At 70.2% G+C, this 17,311-nt stretch carries 16 protein-coding genes; 6 read left to right on the forward strand and 10 right to left on the reverse strand.

Going from position 1 to position 17,311, the window contains the following annotated elements; all coding sequences use genetic code 11:
- Positions 1 to 4: 4 nt before the first annotated feature.
- From F8566_RS06710 to F8566_RS06735, 6 genes are read right to left on the reverse strand one after another with little or no spacing between them, the layout of a single operon-like run.
- Positions 5 to 1,540: an NADH-quinone oxidoreductase subunit N gene (locus F8566_RS06710; RefSeq protein ID WP_225992924.1), complete on the reverse strand. Its 1,536-nt coding sequence runs from the start codon at positions 1,538 to 1,540 to the stop codon at positions 5 to 7.
- A gap of 19 nt (positions 1,541 to 1,559) precedes the next feature.
- Positions 1,560 to 3,065, reverse strand: a complete 1,506-nt coding sequence (locus F8566_RS06715) for a complex I subunit 4 family protein (RefSeq protein WP_318836386.1) — start codon at positions 3,063 to 3,065, stop codon at positions 1,560 to 1,562.
- Positions 3,062 to 5,005 carry an NADH-quinone oxidoreductase subunit 5 family protein gene (locus F8566_RS06720; RefSeq protein ID WP_151559080.1) on the reverse strand — a complete coding sequence of 648 codons (1,944 nt, stop codon included), beginning with the start codon at positions 5,003 to 5,005 and terminating at the stop codon, positions 3,062 to 3,064. Before F8566_RS06720 ends, F8566_RS06715 begins: the two co-directional genes overlap by 4 nt.
- Positions 5,002 to 5,421, reverse strand: a complete 420-nt coding sequence (gene nuoK, locus F8566_RS06725) for an NADH-quinone oxidoreductase subunit NuoK (protein ID WP_151559081.1) — start codon at positions 5,419 to 5,421, stop codon at positions 5,002 to 5,004. The genes F8566_RS06720 and nuoK overlap by 4 nt, the downstream gene beginning before the upstream one ends.
- Entirely contained in the window at positions 5,421 to 5,990 is a 570-nt protein-coding gene (locus F8566_RS06730; protein WP_151559082.1) for an NADH-quinone oxidoreductase subunit J family protein, read from the reverse strand. Before F8566_RS06730 ends, nuoK begins: the two co-directional genes overlap by 1 nt.
- Positions 5,987 to 6,577, reverse strand: a complete 591-nt coding sequence (locus F8566_RS06735; protein WP_151559083.1) for a NuoI/complex I 23 kDa subunit family protein — start codon at positions 6,575 to 6,577, stop codon at positions 5,987 to 5,989. Before F8566_RS06735 ends, F8566_RS06730 begins: the two co-directional genes overlap by 4 nt.
- Positions 6,578 to 6,655: 78 nt before the next feature.
- On the opposite strand from F8566_RS06735, the gene F8566_RS06740 reads away from it, so the two are divergent.
- Positions 6,656 to 7,474 (forward strand): helix-hairpin-helix domain-containing protein, encoded by an 819-nt coding sequence (locus tag F8566_RS06740; protein ID WP_225992925.1) that lies wholly within the window; start codon positions 6,656 to 6,658, stop codon positions 7,472 to 7,474.
- 14 nt (positions 7,475 to 7,488) lie between these two features.
- On the opposite strand, the gene F8566_RS06745 is transcribed toward F8566_RS06740, so the two are convergent.
- Genes F8566_RS06745 through F8566_RS06765 form a run of 4 tightly spaced genes read right to left on the reverse strand, consistent with a single transcriptional unit; the run spans position 7,489 to position 10,779 of the window.
- On the reverse strand, positions 7,489 to 8,445 hold the full coding sequence (locus tag F8566_RS06745) for a complex I subunit 1/NuoH family protein (protein ID WP_151559084.1): 957 nt from the start codon (positions 8,443 to 8,445) through the stop codon (positions 7,489 to 7,491).
- Complete coding sequence (locus F8566_RS06750) at positions 8,438 to 9,016, reverse strand: NADH-quinone oxidoreductase subunit C (protein WP_151559085.1); 579 nt, start codon at positions 9,014 to 9,016, stop codon at positions 8,438 to 8,440. The genes F8566_RS06745 and F8566_RS06750 overlap by 8 nt, the downstream gene beginning before the upstream one ends.
- Positions 9,013 to 10,368 carry an NADH-quinone oxidoreductase subunit NuoB gene (gene nuoB / locus F8566_RS53250; RefSeq protein ID WP_318836387.1) on the reverse strand — a complete coding sequence of 452 codons (1,356 nt, stop codon included), beginning with the start codon at positions 10,366 to 10,368 and terminating at the stop codon, positions 9,013 to 9,015. Before nuoB ends, F8566_RS06750 begins: the two co-directional genes overlap by 4 nt.
- A gap of 39 nt (positions 10,369 to 10,407) precedes the next feature.
- Positions 10,408 to 10,779 carry an NADH-quinone oxidoreductase subunit A gene (locus F8566_RS06765; RefSeq protein ID WP_151559087.1) on the reverse strand — a complete coding sequence of 124 codons (372 nt, stop codon included), beginning with the start codon at positions 10,777 to 10,779 and terminating at the stop codon, positions 10,408 to 10,410.
- Between the two features lie 308 nt (positions 10,780 to 11,087).
- On the opposite strand from F8566_RS06765, the gene F8566_RS06770 reads away from it, so the two are divergent.
- From F8566_RS06770 to F8566_RS06785, 5 genes are all read left to right on the forward strand, one after another.
- The gene (locus tag F8566_RS06770; RefSeq protein ID WP_225992926.1) at positions 11,088 to 12,215 is read left to right on the forward strand and encodes a hypothetical protein; all 1,128 of its coding nucleotides are present in this window, start codon (positions 11,088 to 11,090) and stop codon (positions 12,213 to 12,215) included.
- Positions 12,216 to 12,395: 180 nt separating this feature from the next.
- Entirely contained in the window at positions 12,396 to 13,688 is a 1,293-nt protein-coding gene (locus F8566_RS06775) for a hypothetical protein (RefSeq protein ID WP_151559089.1), read from the forward strand.
- 79 nt (positions 13,689 to 13,767) lie between these two features.
- Positions 13,768 to 13,869, forward strand: coding sequence for a putative leader peptide (locus tag F8566_RS52830; protein ID WP_404800280.1), 102 nt, complete (start codon positions 13,768 to 13,770; stop codon positions 13,867 to 13,869).
- A gap of 421 nt (positions 13,870 to 14,290) precedes the next feature.
- Positions 14,291 to 16,132, forward strand: coding sequence for a 2-oxoacid:acceptor oxidoreductase subunit alpha (locus tag F8566_RS06780; protein WP_151559090.1), 1,842 nt, complete (start codon positions 14,291 to 14,293; stop codon positions 16,130 to 16,132).
- Positions 16,133 to 16,241: 109 nt separating this feature from the next.
- The gene (locus F8566_RS06785; RefSeq protein WP_225992985.1) at positions 16,242 to 17,261 is read left to right on the forward strand and encodes a 2-oxoacid:ferredoxin oxidoreductase subunit beta; all 1,020 of its coding nucleotides are present in this window, start codon (positions 16,242 to 16,244) and stop codon (positions 17,259 to 17,261) included.
- The last annotated feature ends 50 nt before the right edge of the window (positions 17,262 to 17,311 follow it).

A 17,311-nucleotide genomic window follows, 5' to 3' on the forward strand; every position in this document is an offset into this window, starting at 1 on the left:
GTGGTCAGCTCACCGAGCTCACCGTTTGCAAGACGAGCTGAGGCGCCACCGACAGGACGACGGCACCGGCGGCGGTCGCCGCGATGGCGGCGCGTACGGGGAAACTGCCGGGCCCGGCGGCGATCAGGTACGGACGGCCCTCGGGTGCGGCGAACAGCCGGACGGCCCAGACCAGGTAGTAGTAGAGCCCGATCACGGTATTGATCGCCATGACGACCGCCAGCCACGTGACGTCGCCCGCGACCACGGCGCGGAACACCACCACCTTGGCGAAGAGCCCCATCACGCCCGGCGGCAGCCCGGCCAGGCAGATCAGGAAGAACGCGAGCGCGGCACCGATCGCCGGGCTGCGCCGGGCGAGCCCGCGGTAGTCGTCCAGGGAGTCCCACTCCGGGCCGCCATATTCGGCGTGGCTCTGGTGCATCCGCGCACGGAAACCGATGACCACGGCGAACGCACCGAGGTTCATCACCGCGTACAGCGCCACGTACGCCGTCGTGGCCGCGACCGCCTCCGGCAGCCGGTCCGTGCCGACCGCCAGCGGCGCGAGCATGTATCCCGACTGGGCGACCGACGACCAGGCCAGCAGGCGGATCGCGGTGCCCTGCCGCAGGGCCATCAGATTGCCCAGGGTCATCGTCAGCGCGGCGAGCAGCGCGACCACGGGACCCCAGACATGGGCGTACGCGGGGAAGCCGAGCGCCAGCACGATCGCCAGCCCGGCGAACCCGGCCGCCTTGGAGACCACCGAGAGGAACGCGGCGACCGGCAGCGGCGCGCCCTGGTAGACGTCGGGCGCCCAGAAATGGAACGGCACCGCGGCGACCTTGAAGCCGAAGCCCACCAGCACGAGCACGATGCCGACGCCCACGACCGGGTCGTACTCGCCGGGCAGGTCGTCCAGCGCAAGGGCGATGCGGTCGAGGTGCATCGCGCCGGTCGCCCCGTACACCAGGCTGATCCCGAACAGCATCAGCGCCGCCGAGACGACCGAGACCAGGAAGAGCTTGAGCGCCGCCTCCGAACCCGTGCCGCTGTACCTCTTCAACGCGACGAGTGCGAACACCGGCAGCGACAACGTCTCCAGCGCCACGACCAGCAGCACCAGGTCACGCGCGGCCACCAGGCTCAGCGCGCCGACGATCGCCGACAGCAGCAGGAAGTGGTACTCCCCCGCCGGCATCTCGGCCTCGGCGATCTCGCGCAGCGACAGCAGCACGACGATGACGGCGCCAGCCAGCACGACCCCTTGGAAGAGGAGCGTGAAGTCGTCCGCCACGTACGAGCACGACCGCGGCCCGTTGCCGCGCAGCTCACCCGGCAGGCAGAACGTGGCGCGGCGGTCGCCGAACGCCAGCAGCACGACGCTGAGCAACGCCACCGCGAGCGCCCCGCCGCTGAGCAGGCCGATGAAGCGGCGCGGCACGTCGAACGCGTCGGCCAGCAACACCACGATCGCGGTCACCGCCACGATCAACGCCGGTGCGATGGCGGCGTAGTCGATGCTCTGGATCACCTGGCCCATGACATCACCGCCCATGACATCACCCGGCACATGATCAGCCACCTCCCAGCAGCGCCCGCACGGGGGCGGTGGTCACTTCCAGCAGGGCCTTGGGCCACAGGCCGACCAGCAGCGTCAGCACGATGAGCGGCGTCCACGCGGCGTACTCGTACACCGAGATCCCGGCCACCGACCGCGCCGCCACCACCTCGGACGGCGGCCCGTGAGTGATCTTGGCGAGCATGCGCAGGAAGTAGGCGGCGGTCAGCACCGCGCCGAGCCCGCCGATCGCCATGAACGTCATGAACGTCTCGCGCGGCAGGTCGCCGTGCGGCTTGTACGCGCCGAGCAGCGCGAGCATCTCGCCCCAGAAGCCGGCCAGCCCGGGCAGCCCGAGGCTCGCGACCGAGGCGAACGTGAGGATCGAGGCCAGCGTGGGCGCCTTCGCCAGCATCCCGCCGCCGAGCGCGTCCAGATCACCGGTGCCGTACCGCTCCTTGACCGCCCCGGCCAGGAAGAACAGCAGTCCCGTGATCAGACCGTGCGCGATGTTGCCGAACAGCGCCGCGTTCAGCCCGACCGGTGTCAGCGTCGCGATGCCCAGCAGCACGAAGCCCATGTGCCCGACCGACGAGTACGCGATCATCCGCTTGAGGTCGCGCTGCGCCAGGCAGGCGAGCGCTCCGTAGACGATCCCGATGACGGCGAGCAGCCCCAGCCAGGGCGCCCAGAACTCGGCTCCCTCCGGCGCCCCGGGCACCGCGATCCGGACGAAGCCGTACGTGCCCATCTTCAGCAGCACGCCGGCCAGCAGCACCGAGCCGACCGTCGGCGCCTCGGTGTGCGCGTCGGGCAGCCAGGTGTGCAGCGGCCACATCGGCGCCTTGACCGCGAAGCCCAGCCCCATCAGCAGGAACGCCGTCACTTGGATGCCGTGGGTGAGCCCGGCGCCCTGCCGCGTGGCGAGCTCGGTCATGTCGAGCGTGCCCGCGTTCACGGCGACGAGCAGCATGCCGACCAGCAGCAGGCCGGACCCGAGGAGCGTGTAGAGGATGAACTTGTACGCGGCCGCCCGGCGCCCCGCGCCGCCCCACAGCGCGATCACCACGTACATGGGGATGAGCACGACCTCGAAGAACACGAAGAAGAGCACGAGATCGAGCGCGACGAAAGTACCGAGCAACCCCACTTCCAACACCAGCAACAACGCGGTCAGCAGTCGCGTTGAGCCACCAGCGGGAGGGTGTTTGATCGTGTAGAGGAAGCACAGGAACGTCAGCAGTGCGGTCAGCACGACCAGCGGCAGCGAGATCCCGTCCACGCCGAGGTGGAAGCGCAGCCCGACGGACAGCGCCCACTCCTCGTTCACGCCGAACTGCATCCGCGTCGGGCTGCCGAAGTCGAACGCCGCGAGGGCGACGGCGGCCACCAGCAACGTCACCCCGGAGACGGCCACCCCGTACCGGCGCACCGCCACGTCACCGGGCAGGAAGCGCCCTGCCGGCAGGAGCAGCAGCAGCGCCCCGGCGAGCGGTGTCCCCACCATCAGCAGGAGGATCACAGGAAGATCACCACCCCGGCGACGATCACGACGGTTCCTGCGAGGACGCCGGTGAGATAGGCCTGCGGGTTGCCGTTCTGCGGCAGCCGCGCCAGCTCGCTGAGCCGCCGCGCCCCCCGCGCGGTGCCGACCACCGCGGTGTCGATCCCCCGATCGTCGAACGTGATGACGTAGCGGGCCAGCGCCCGTACGGGCCGTACGATCACCGCGTCGTACACCTCGTCCACGTAGAAGGCCCGCAGGAAGACCGGCCGCGCCGGGCCGAGGGCGCGGGCGGGGTCGAGCGCCGGGTCGCGGTTCCAGACCAGGAACGCCGCACCCGCCCCAGCGATGACGAGCAGCAGCGCCAGCACCGCCGAGCCGACATGCGGCCGCAGCTCCGCCTCACCGGCGCCGAAGAATCCGACGAGCGCCGACGGCACGGCGAGCACGGTCACCGTGCCCGCCATGAGCATCGGCGCCTCTTTCAGCTCGTAGGCCCCCTGCCCCCGGTTCTCACCGAAGAACGTCATCAGCCACAGCCTGGTCGCGTACGCCGCCGTCACCGCCACGGTGACCAGCAACCCCACATAGACCAGCCAGTCGGCGGCCGACGCGTCACCGCGCGTGGCGGCGTGCTGCGCGGCCTCGATGACCGCGTCCTTGCTGAACCAGCCGCTGGTGGGCGGGACGCCGACGAGCGCGGCAAGGCCGACGGTCATCGTCCAGAAGGTGATCGGCATGCCCTGCCGCAGCCCGCCGTAGTCGCGCAGCATGTTGGAGCCGGTGACCACGATGACGCAGCCCGCGGCGAGGAAGAGCAGTGCCTTGAACGCGCCGTGCGTGAGCAGGTGGAAGATCGCGCCGTTCTTGGCTCCCACCGCGAGGCCACCCGCCATGACGGCGAGCTGGCTGACGGTGGAGTAGGCCAGCACACGCTTGATGTCGTCCTGGGCGAGCGCGGCCAGCGCGGAGCCGAGCATCGAGATGACCGCGAGGACGCCGAGCACGGTGAGCGCCGCGGGCGCCGCGACGAAGACACCGTAGACGCGGGCGACGACGTAGACGCCGGCCGCGACCATCGTCGCGGCGTGGATGAGGGCGCTGATCGGCGTCGGGCCCGCCATCGCGTCCGGCAGCCAGGTGTGCAGCGGGAACTGCGCGCTCTTGCCGGCCACTCCGGCGAGCAGCAACAGCGCCGCCGCCGTGACGGTCGCGTGCGGCATCGACGGCGCCTCGTCCAGCACGCGTTCGATCGAGAACGACCCGGCGCCGATGCCGAGCACGAAGATGCCGAAGAGGAAGCCGACATCACCGAGCCGCGTCACCAGGAACGCCTTGACCGCCGCCCGCGAGTTGGCCCGTTCCTCCCAGTGGTGGCCGATCAGGAAGTACGAGCAGACGCCCATGACCTCCCAGCCGACGTACAGCAGGAGCAGGTCGCCCGCGAACACGACCAGCAACATCGCGGCGGTGAAGAGCGAGATGAACGCCGCGTACGAGGAGTAGCGCGGGTCCTTGCTCATGTAGGCGACGGAGTAGACCTGCACCGCCAGCGCCACGCAGCAGACCATGAACGCCACGACGGCCGACAGCCCGTCGATCTGGAGGCCGAGCTCGATCGGGACGGTGCCGGTGGCGACGCGGGTGAGGACGCCGGTCCGGTCGCCAGGGTCGCCCCACACCGTGAGCCCGATGATGGCGGCGAGCACCGTCGACACGGCGATCGGCACGCACGCGATGATCGCCGGGCCGTTCTTGAGGAACGAACGTTCGGCCTCGGTGGCGGCGCCCTGCCACGCCTCCGCGCCCGCCTCAGGCCCGCCGCCCGGCACGGGATCGGGCGCGGGGGCGGTGGTGGTGCGTGCGCCCAGGAGGCTGCTGAGGCGCGGTCCGAGCAACATCCCGGCGAACGCGGCGACGAACGGCAGCAGGACGACTGCCGAGGCGAGCCCGATCACGTGGTGCTCCCCTCGGAGGGCACGACCGCCGCGTGGTCCCCGTCCTTCGCGCCCTCGCCTTCGCTCTCGCCTTCACCGTCGCCGCGAACGCCGCGCACGTCGCCGCCGGTCTCCTCGGCGAGCGCGCGCAGCCGGTCAACGTCGATCATCTGGCGGTTGCGGTACACCAGCAGCACGATCGCCAGGCCCAGCCCGACCTCGGCGGCGGCGATCACGATCGTGAACAGCGTCAGCACCTGGCCGCCGTGCAGCCGGTCGCGCCACCAGATGTCGAACGTGACGAGGTTGAGGTTGACGGCGTTGAGCATGAGCTCGACCGACATCAGGACCAGGATGGCGTTGCGGCGCGCGAGCACCCCGTACACGCCGATCGAGAACAGCAGCGAGGCGACCACCAGCGGATAGGCGAGGTGCATCAGCCGTCTCCCTCTCCACGACCGCCGCGGCCGGGATGACCGGGATGACCGGCGCGACCGGGAAGTCGCGGGCCGATGTCCGAACGGGACAGGACGATCGCCCCGACGAGCGAGGCCAGCAGCAGCACCGACAGGACCTCGAACGGCAACACCCACGTCCGGAACACGCTGGCGCCGAGCTCCTCGGCCGAGCCGCCACCCGGCTTCAACGGCGTGTGCGCGTCACGGAAGCCCATCACCAGCACGGTCACGAGCACGGCCGCCGTCGCCACCGCCACGCCCGCCGCGATCCACCGGTTGCCGGAGTCGAGATCCATGGACTGCCCGATCGGCGCGCGGGTGAGCATGATCCCGAACAGCAGCAACACCACGATGGCGCCGACGTAGATGAGCACCTGCACCCACGCGACGAACTCCGCCGTGAGGACGAGGTAGCCGCCCGCCAGCGCTCCGAACGACACCACCAGCCACAACGCCGCGTGGACCAGCTGCCGGGTGGTCACCACGAGCAGCCCGGAACCGACCGCGACGATCCCGAGGAGCGTGAAGACGATCTCCTGCCCGCTCACGTGGACCCTCCGGGCGTCCGTGGCCCTCCCGGTGTCCGTGGCTCTCCAGGTGTCCGTGGCTCTCCAGGTGTCCGCTTGGGGCGGGTGGCCGCCTTCTCCGCGGCGGCGACCTCCTTGGGCGGCTCCGCACCAGGATCATGGGCCTGGGGCGGCGGCACCGTCCACATCCACTCCCGCAGCCGGTCCTTCTCGTGCGTGAGCTCGTTGATGTCGTACTCGGCGTACTCGAACTCCGGGGACCAGAACAGCGCGTCGAACGGGCACGCCTCGATGCAGATGCCGCAGTACATGCACAGCGCGAAGTCGATCGCGAACCGGTCGAGCACGTTCCGCGTCCGCGCGCGGCCACCGCCCTCCGCCGGCAACGTCTCCTTGTGCGAGTCGATGTATATGCACCAATCGGGGCATTCACGCGCGCACAGCATGCAGACGGTGCAGTTCTCCTCGAGCAGCGCGATCACGCCCCGGCTGCGCGGTGCCAGGTCAGGCTGCACTTCCGGGTACTGGCGCGTGATCGAACGCCGGGTCATCGTCCGCAACGTGACCGCGAGCCCTTTGGCCAGTCCGCTTCCTGGTAGCCGTCCCACGCGCCCCATGATTCCTTACGAAGCGCCGCGGGGGAACGCGCAGGGAACGCAAGGCGGGTCACGTTCGTCCAACTGAACGTGAGCCACGGCGTCGACGGCCCGTACGACCCCGGTGAGGACGACCCGCCGGTACGACGGCCACGCCCGCACACCGGACGGCCCTACCACCATCCCGGACGCGCTCCCTACCCGCCTGGATGGCGCCCTCCGTACCCGATGCCTCCCGTGCCTCCGACGCCCCCGGCGCCGCCCATCCCGCCGCCTCCGCCGGACACGCCGAGCGGGGTCCTGTGGGCCTTCGTGCCCTTTCTGACCTTTGGTTTCGGCACGCCCTTCTCGTTCATGTACGCCGCCGTGCGGCGCGGCTCGGCGAGCCTCGGGGCGTCCGCGGCCGGCTACGGCATCGGGCTGGGCATGGCGCTGATGCTGACGAACGTGGGCGACGCCGTGGCGGGCGTGCTCGGCGGCTTCATGATGATGATGTTGTGGATCGCGGGCACGGTGCACGCGTTCACCGTCCGGCCGTCGGTGTTCCCGCGCTCGGGCCCGCGCAGCCGCCAGAACGAGTACGCGATCCACGTCGCGAAGTACCGCCGGATGCTCCGTGAGGACGCCCGGCAGCTCGCCGCCGAAGATCCCGCGCTGGCGCACGAGCTGCGCATCGGCCGCCCCGATCTCCCGCGCGCGTACGACGACGGCGGGCTGATCGACGTCAACCACGCCCCGCCCGCGCTCCTGGGCACGCTGCCCGGCATCACCCCCGAGCAGGTCGAACGGATCGTCCGCCGCCGCGACGACCAGGGCGGCTTCATCTCCGCCGAGGAGCTCACGGTGGACGCCGACCTCCCGCCCGACCTGCTCCCGCACCTGACCGAGTACGCGATCTTCCTGCCCTGACGGAACGGGCGGCCTCAGGCGAACGCGACCTTGAGCACGCCGGTGAGGGCGAGCTGGGCCAGCGACAGCGGCACCAGATAGGCCCAGGCAAGCTTCTGGAGCTGGTCCTCGCGCATCCGCGGGTAGCTGACGCGCAGCCAGATCACCAGGAACGCGAGCACGAAGACCTTGAGGAGCGTCCAGAGCCAGCCGAGCTCGGTGTCCAGGAACGGGCCCTTCCAGCCGCCCAGGAACAACACGGTGGTCAGCGCGCAGAGCACGACGATCCCCGCGTACTCCGCCAGAAGGAACAGCGCGAAGCGCAACCCGCCGTACTCGGTGTACGGACCGAAGATGATCTCCGAGTCGGCCACCGGCATGTCGAACGGCGGCCGCCGCAGCTCGGCGAGCCCCGCCACGAAGAAGACGACCGCGCCGACCGCCTGCCACGGCAGCCAGTACCAGCGCCACTCCTCGGCGATGCCGGAGAGCGACAGCGTGCCCGCCGCCATCGCGACGGACGAGGCCGCGAAGACCATCGGCAGCTCGTACGACATGAGCTGGGCGGCGACCCGCATGCCGCCGAGCAGGGAGTACTTGTTGGCGCTGGCCCAGCCGGCCATGATCGCGCCGATCACGCCGACGCCCATGACCGCGAGCGCGAAGAAGAGCCCGACGCCCAGGTCCAGCACGACCTGGCCGTCCGGGCCGACCGGCACGACGATGAGGACCAGCAGATACGGGACGAGCGCCACGCCGGGTGCCAGCTTGAACACCCAGCGGTCGGCCGCCTGCGGGATCACGTCCTCCTTCTGGGCGAACTTCACCCCGTCGGCGACGAGCTGCGCCCAGCCGTGAAAGCCGCCGGCGTACATCGGGCCGAGGCGGCCCTGCATGTGCGCCATGACCTTGTGCTCTGCCTGCCCGACCAGCAGCGGCAGCAGCGCGAACGCGGCCGCGACCAGCGCGAGCTTGACGACGATCTCAAGCATCCGGCGCCGCCTTCCTGGGTGCGGCGCCGGGTCCCCAGTCCTCGGGCACCCCGGGCGGGCGCACCCGGCGGCGGCTCGGCGCGCCGTGGCCCGACTCGCCGGGTTCCTTGGCGCCCGGCCACGGCTTGGCGACACGGGCGGCGAGCACGAACTCCTTGCGCAGCGGATGCCCCTCGAACCCGTCCGGCAGCAGCAACGGCAGCGGGTTCGGATGGCCCTCGAAGACCACCCCGAACATCTCCTGCGTCTCGCGTTCGTGCCAGTTGGCACCCCGGTAGACACCCGTGGCCGTCGGCAGCACTGGCGCCTCGCGTGGGATCCGCGTACGGATCAGCAGATGGTGGCGCCTCTCCAGCGAGTAGACATGGGCGACGATCGCAAATCCCTCGGCCAGCTCGTCGACCCCGGTCAGCCAGTCGAAGAAGCCGCAGGACAGCTCGCCCCGGGCGAACGTGAGGGCCTCGACCCACACCTCCGGCGGAACGCCCACCGCCAGCCCGCCGAACGTCTCCTCAGTGGTCACCTCGTCGCCGAACCGGTCGGTCCAGGCGGCGGCCAGCTCCGCGCTCACCGCTCCGACCGCCCGATCTCGTCGTCACCCTCATGATCGGCCAGCCCCGGAATGATCGACGGATCGTGCTCCCGCCGCCCCCGCCGCGTCTCGGCGTTGGGGCTGGGCGCAGCCTCAGGCTCAACCGCGGTGACCGGCCGCGTCTGGTCATCGGGCCCGGGCTCGTCGGGTTCGTCCGCCACTGGCACAGGCCGCGTTTCATCATCCGGCGCAACCGGGACGGGACGCGTCTCGTCATCAGGCCCGGGTGTCTCACCTTGCGGCGTGGCCACCGGGCGCGTCTCGTCATCCGGGCCGGGAGCGTCGGGCTCCACCGGCACGACCGGGAGCGTCTTGTCATTCGGCCCCGGGGTCTCCGGCTCCACGGTCGTAACCGGGAGGGTCTTGTCATTGGGCCCAGGCGTCTCGGTTTGCGGCGTGGCCACTGGGCGCGTCTCGTCAGCCGGGCCGGATGTCTCCGGCTCCACCGGCACCACCGGAAGCGTCTTGTCATTCGGGCCTGGGGTCTCCGGCTCTACGGTTGCGACCGGGAGGGTCTTGTCATTGGGCCCGGGTATCTCGGTTTGCGGCGTGGCCACCGGGCGCGTCTCGTCATCCGGGCCGGGAGCGCCGGACTCCACCGGCACCACCGGAAGCGTCTTGTCGTTCGGGCCCGGCGCCTCTGGCTCCACGGTTCGAACCGGACGGGTCTCGTCGTCCGGGCCGGGGGTTTCGGCGTCCGGGGCGGGTTCCTCGTCGTGGAACAGGTTGTCGGGGACGTGGGGCAGGGGCGGGGGCTGGAGGGGGCGGCGGAGGACGGTGGCCGATAGCGGTCGCGGCGGGGGCGGTGGGGTGACCGGCTCGGCGGAGCCGTTGTAGCGCTCGCCGAGCGACTCGGCGGCGATCTTCTCCTGGAGCCGGATGATGCCGTGCAGCAGGGCCTCGGGGCGGGGCGGGCAGCCCGGGACGTAGACGTCCACCGGGATGATCTGGTCGACGCCCTTGGTGACGCAGTACGAGTCCCAGTACGGCCCTCCGCAGTTGGAGCAGGCGCCGAACGAGATCACGTACTTGGGCTCGGGCATCTGCTCGTACAACCGCTTGACCGCGGGGGCCATCTTGTCGCTGACCGTGCCGGAGACGACCATCAGGTCGGCCTGGCGCGGGCCGGGGGCGAACGGGATGACACCCAGCCGGATGAAGTCGTGGCGGCTCATCGACGTGGCGATGAACTCGATCGCGCAGCAGGCCAGCCCGAAGTTGAAGACCCACAGCGAATAGCGACGGCCCCAGTTGAGCACGAACTTGATCGGCTTGGGCGCCAGCCGCGACAGCGGCCCGACGCTTGGCGGGGGCAGATCGACAGTGCTCACATAAGCATTCTTACAGCCTGTGCCGATCTCGCCATCGCCTCAGACCCACGAGAGCACACCCTTCTTGCCCGCGTACGCGAGTCCGGCGGCGAGGAAGCCCAAGAAGACGAACATCTCGCCCAAGGTCGTCATGCCGTAGCCGGGCGCCGAGAAGACCGTCGCCCACGGGAAGAGGAACACCGCGTCGACCGCGAACACGACGTACAGATAGGCGAACACGTAGTACCGGACGTAGGACTGCGCCCAGTTGTCCCCGACGGGATCGACACCGCACTCGTAGGTGGTCAGCTTCTCGGCTGTGGGCCGGTGCGGCCGGAGCAGGCGGTTGGCCGCCAGGCCGCCGCCCACGATGCCGCCGCCCACCAGCAGGAGCACCACCAGGACGACATACGAGTCGAAATAGTCCGCCACGGTGTCCTTCCAACCTCGCGGAGCGCGTCCCGTCAAGTATCTCCCAAGGAAAGATCCGCCACACCCCGGCCCGTGGGCGTAAACGGCCACACACAAAGTCCGACGGTTGCTGCACACTAGAGGTGCATTTGGGGTCACTTGACCTGGAAGGACGTGAGCGGATGAGCAACCCTCCACCGCCCCCGGGATGGGAACCCCCGGGCGGTTCCTCCTGGCCACCCCCGCCACCTCCGGGGCCGGGTGGGCCTCCTGGTCCTGGGCCGGGCGGGCCCGGGGGATTCGGCGCCCCGCCCCCGCCGGGGCCGGGCATGCCCCCTCCCGGTGGTTATGGCGGTCCGGGGACACCACCCCCGTTCTTCCCGCCGCCCGGCGGCCCGCCGCCGCGCGGTTCGAGCCGCGGCCTGGTGATCGCCCTGCTCGGCGGCGCCGGGCTCGTCCTCGTCGTCGTGATCGCGCTCGTGCTGGCGTTCACGGTCTTCCAAGAGGACAAGATGACGGCCTCGGAGCGGCTGTCCGCGACGGCGACCTCGGTCTCGACCGCACGGGCGCTGACGTTGAAGGGCACCTTCTCCGGCGGCGGCGACACGCTCCAGGGTGAGATGAAGGTCACCAGGGGCGGCCGCGCGGCCGGTCAGGTGTCCTGGGACGGCGACAACGTGACGCTGTTGTCCGCCGACGACAAGCTCTTCGTCAAGGCACCCAAGTCGTACTGGTCGACCAAGGTCACCTCGTCCTCGGCGATGCTCAAGGACGGCGACCAGTGGGGCAAGGTCAGCTCCAGCGACCTGAGCCTGGACGCGGGCAGGGCCCTCACCCCGGCCGCACTCTCGCGGGCGCTGCGGTCGGCCTCCACGCTCAAGTACACGCTCAGGGAGGCCACGACCACGGTCCAAGGCCGCAAGGCGCTGCGGATCGGCACCACGTCGGTGACCTTCTACGTCACCGACTCCAAGACCCCCGAGCTGCTGCGCTACGAGAGCTCGTACCCGCGTGTCCAGGTCGACGTCACCGCGCACAGCGCCGCGTCCGCCACCACGACGATCAGCGAGATCCGCGGCATGATGGGCGAGCTCAAGGACTCGTTCGACAGCGAGGCAAGGGTCGTGCTCATGGAGTGGGCCAACACCCGCTGCACCACCAACAGCTCTGGTTGCCGGGTGCGCGGCCGGTTCCGTCCAGTTGCAACATCAGGGTCGGCGAAGGTCGAAGTGAAGTTCTCACTCACTTCGACCGCCGGTCGGGACCTCGGTGACTGCACGACATCGTTCAACGCTTCCTCGAACGCCAATTGGGCGGAATGCCGGGTCGCCAGCAGCGCGTGGGCCAGCTGGTCCCGCAGCGGCCAGTCCCGCTACCGGCAGAACGCGTCGTTCCGGGTGCAGGGCGCTACCCAAGCCGACGTCGAGACTCTCCAGAGCGGCCTCGACCGCGAGTGATCTGACGCCCGCAGGGGCGTATGAGTGCCGGGCGATGCCCAGTCCTGCTGCGCAGGCGGGTATCGTCCGGCAATCTATGTCTGGCGCCGGTGTGGATGGCCATGTCTGGCATCGGTGTGACTGCATCGGTTGTCGTGAGCGGAGTTTTAGTGCGTGAGCGTTGAACATGAGGAGTCGTCCGTGACGGATCCTCGTCCCCCCGTACCGCCCACACCCCAGGAGCCCCCAGCCGAGGGCACGGCGGCCAGAGGCACGGCTGCGGGCACGGGCCAGGCCACACCCACGGACCAGGCCACACCCACGGGCCAGGGCATGCCCACGAGCCAGGCCACACCCACGGCCACGGTCACGATCAGTGGCAAGGGCTCCGGCTCGGGCAAGCGGACCCTTGGGTTGCCGGTGCCCCGGGTGGTGCTCGCGGGCGGGCTGGCAGTGCTGCTCCTCGCGGCCGCCGCCATCGCGTACGTGTTCTTCTCCGGAGAGGACGGCTCGACCGGAACGGCCCGTGGGAAGGGCAGCGTCGCCGTGGGGTGGTCCCAGCAGGCCGCGCGGCAGCTGCGGGCGGCACCGGGCCTGCAGTACGACGGCACGCTGTCGGCCGACGGCCAGCCCGCACGGGTGCGGCTCAGGGTGACCCGGGCCGGATCGGCCTCCGGTTCGCTGACCGTGGGCGGCCAGCGGGCCGACCTGGTCTCGGTGGACGGCCGGACGTTCGTCAAGGCGAGCGTGGCGTTCTGGCGCACGTACGGCGGCGAGAGCTCGCACCCGGAGAACTACGCCGGCCGCTGGAGCAAGGCGCCGGCGACGCTGTTCCGGCTGAACGTGGCGAACGTCCTCGGCGCGGGCGCGATCGCCGACCTGCTGGCCAAGACGACCGCCCGGCCCGCCAGGGAGACGATCGGCGGCACGGCCGCCTACCGGCTCCGCACGCAACGGGCCGACTACTTCGTGACCGCGGCGGCCCCGTACCGGCTGCTGCGCGTTCACCCGGCGGGCCCTGGTGATCCGCGGTTCTCAGCGACGGTCCTGGCCGCTACCGGCCCGCTGCTCGCCGAGTTGCGCCCGCGGGTGGCGGCGCTGGGCGGCGCGGCCGATCCCGGGCTGCGGTTCCGGCCCGGCAAGCTGACCTTCAGCAACTGCGAGGACAACATGAGCGGCTGCACGGTGCGGGTGCCGGCGTCGCTGACCTCGCCCGACGGCGCCGTGCCGGCCGGTGCCCGGGCCGCGCTCCGTGCGACGATCGTCGCCGAGGGGCGGCGGCTCGGCTCCTGCACCGGATCGGGACCGGTTCCGGACAATCGCGAGCTGGTGCTGCGCTGCACGGCCGGCGGTCGTGCCTGGAGGGCGTGGATGAGCCAGGTGCGCGACACTCCCGGGGCGCATCCGTACGGCGCGACCGCACGGGTCGTGGGCGAGGCCGTGGCCAGCACCGACGTGGCCGAGCTTCTCCGGGCGCTCGACCGGGAGCGCTGACGTGCCTGAGGCCCCCGAACCAAGGGGCCGGTGAATCCGAACGGAATTCGTGCTGTCTATAGTGCGGTGCGTGAACTCCGTGCCCCAGGGAAGCCTCGGCACCTCGGCTAACCTTCCGCGGCTCGTCCGGCGGCTCCATGTCGACCTGTGCCGCTTGGCCAGCTGCCTGTGTTCTCCCTGAGCGTTCTCCGTGAGCGTTCTCCGTAAGCCCATGAACTCGGGTTTCCGATGAACCCCGGGACCGCCTAGGTCGTACCTCTGGTTAGGACCTGCCCGAATCCGGTGAGGACGCGTGAACCTCTGGTCTAAGTGATACGTCTTGTGTTACGGGGCCAGACCTCCCTGGAAGAGGGATGTCACATGACGGGCGGAACATCGGCCACGGCTGATCCTCTTGACCGCGGCCGGACGGTGACCACGCCGAAGGCAACGCTGCCTTTGGCATCACGACGCCTGACGGCCGTCACGCCGGCCTCCGCAGCCTCCAGCCCCCCGGAACAAGCAGTACATACCGGACATACCATGAAGGTAAGCCTAAGTAGCATCACGGTTCTGGGAGCCTCCCCCAGGACCGGTGCTGCGCGTCGAGGAGGTCTTCCTCTGTGACCAAACAGGTCCAGCAACTCGACCGCGTCATCATCCGCTTCGCCGGTGACTCCGGTGACGGCATGCAGCTGACCGGTGATCGCTTCACCCAGGAGACGGCGGCGTTCGGCAACGACTTGTCGACGCTCCCGAACTTCCCCGCCGAGATCCGCGCCCCGGCAGGGACCCTCCCCGGCGTGTCCAGCTTCCAGTTGCACTTCGCCGACCACGACATCCTGACCCCCGGCGACGCGCCCAACGTCCTGGTCGCCATGAACCCCGCCGCCCTCAAGGCCAACATCGGGGACCTGCCCCGGGGCGCCGACCTGATCGTCAACACCGACGAGTTCACCAAGCGCGCCCTGGCGAAGGTCGGCTACGCCGGCAACCCCGTCGAGGACGGTTCGCTCAGCGAGTACCACGTGCACGCGCTGCCGCTGACCTCGATGACGGTGACCGCGCTCGCCGACTTCGACCTGTCCAAGAAGGACGCGGAGCGGGCCAAGAACATGTTCGCCCTCGGCCTGCTGTCGTGGCTCTACCACCGGCCCACCGAGGGAACGATCGCGTTCCTGGAGAAGAAGTTCGGCAAGAAGCCCGAGATCATGAAGGCCAACATCGCGGCCTTCCAGGCAGGCTGGAGCTTCGGGGAGACCACCGAGGCCTTCTCGGTCTCGTACGAGATCAAGCCGGCCGAGCAGAAGCCCGGGCTCTACCGCAACATCACCGGCAATGTCGCGCTCTCCTACGGGCTGGTCGCGGCGGGGGTGCAGAGCGGGCTGCCGATCTACCTCGGCTCCTACCCGATCACCCCGGCCTCCGACATCCTGCACGAGCTGTCCAAGCACAAGCGCTTCGGCGTAAGGACGTTCCAGGCCGAGGACGAAATCGCCGCGGTGGGCGCGGCGCTGGGCGCCTCGTTCGGCGGCTCGCTGGGCGTCACCACCACGTCCGGGCCCGGCCTGGCGCTCAAGAGCGAGACCATCGGCCTCGCCGTCGCCACCGAACTGCCGCTGCTGGTGATCGACGTGCAGCGGGCGGGCCCCTCCACCGGCCTGCCGACCAAGACCGAGCAGGCCGACCTGCTGCAGGCCATGCACGGCCGCAACGGCGAGGCGCCGGTGCCGGTGATCGCGCCGCAGTCGCCCTCCGACTGCTTCGACGCCGCGCTGGAGGCGGCCCGGATCGCGGTCGAGTACCGCACTCCGGTCATCCTCCTCTCGGACGGCTACCTGGCCAACGGCTCCGAGCCGTGGCAGCTGCCGGATGTGAACGCCCTGCCGAAGATCGAGCCTGGCTTCGCCCAAGCGGACCAGGAGGACTTCCAGCCGTTCAAGCGCGACCCGGAGACCCTCGCCCGGCCGTGGGCGATCCCGGGCACGCCAGGGCTGGAGCACCGGATCGGTGGCCTGGAGAAGGCCGACGGCTCGGGCAACATCTCCTACGACCCGTCCAACCACGACCGGATGGTCCGGCTCCGCCAGGCCAAGGTCGACGGCATCGCGAACAACATCGCGCCACTCGCGGTCGACGACCCGTCCGGCGAGGCCAAGGTGCTGGTGCTCGGCTGGGGCGGCACCTACGGTGCCATCTCCGCAGCCGTACGGCGCATTCGCAAGGCCGGCAACAATGTCGCGCAGGCCCACCTGCGCCACCTCAACCCGTTCCCGGCCAACATCGCCGAGGTGCTCCGCTCGTACGACAAGGTGATCCTTCCGGAGATCAACCTGGGTCAGCTGGCGCTGCTGCTGCGCGGCCGCTACCTCGTCGATGTGATCAGCTACAACCAGGTCCGTGGCCTGCCCTTCAAGGCCGAGGAACTCGCGGGCGTCATCCAGGATGTGATCGACAGTGAGTGACAACTCCGTGAACGGCGTCAACGGCCATGGCGGCGGCACCGCCAACGGCGCCGACACTGCCAACGGAACTGGCGCTGCCAACGGCACCGGGCGGACCGCGCTCTCGCTCGTGCCGAAGACGGACCAGAAGCAGACCTTGAAGGACTTCAAGACCGACCAGGAGGTGCGTTGGTGCCCGGGCTGCGGTGACTACGCGATCCTGGCGGCCGTCCAGTCCTTCCTGCCCGAGCTCGGCCTGCGCCGGGAGAACATCACGTTCGTCTCCGGCATCGGCTGCTCGTCGCGTTTCCCGTACTACATGAACACCTACGGGTTCCACTCGATCCACGGCCGCGCGCCGGCGATCGCGACCGGCCTCGCCACCTCCCGCCCTGACCTGTCGGTCTGGGTGGTGACCGGTGACGGGGACGCGCTGTCGATCGGCGGCAACCACCTGATCCACGCGTTGCGCCGCAACGTCAACCTGAAGATCCTTCTTTTCAATAACCGGATCTACGGGCTGACCAAGGGTCAGTACTCGCCCACATCCGAGATCGGCAAGATCACCAAGTCGACCCCGATGGGCTCGCTCGACGCGCCGTTCAACCCGATCTCGCTGGCGATCGGCGCGGAGGGCACCTTCGTCGCCCGCACGATCGACTCCGACCGCAAGCACCTGCAGTCGGTGCTGCGGGAGGCCGCCCAGCACGAGGGCACGGCGCTCGTCGAGATCTACCAGAACTGCAACATCTTCAACGACAACGCGTTCGAGCCGCTGAAGGACGCCGAGGTCCGCGACGACATCACGATCCGGCTGGAGCACGGCAAGCCGATCACCTTCGGCGCCGACCAGCAGAAGGCCTTGCGGCGCACGCCGGGCGGTTCGTTCGAAGTGGTGAACGTGGCGGACGTCGACCCGGCGGAGATCGCGGTGCACGACGCGCACAACCCGGATCCGTCGCAGGCGTTCGCGTTGTCGCGGCTGGACTCGCCGGCGTTCGAGCACACCCCGATCGGCGTCTTCCGGAACGTCGACCGCCCGTCGTACGACCAGGAGATGCGCGCCCAGATGAACGAGGCCGTCGAGCAGCAGGGCAAGGGCGACCTCGCCGCGCTGCTCGGCAGCGGCGACACCTGGCGGATCGACTAGGGCACACCCTGGCCGTCGGCGGCCTGCTCACACATTGATAAAAGCGGATG

Origin of the sequence: Actinomadura rudentiformis (assembly GCF_008923185.1) — a bacterium.
GTDB classification, from domain to species: domain Bacteria; phylum Actinomycetota; class Actinomycetes; order Streptosporangiales; family Streptosporangiaceae; genus Spirillospora; species Spirillospora rudentiformis.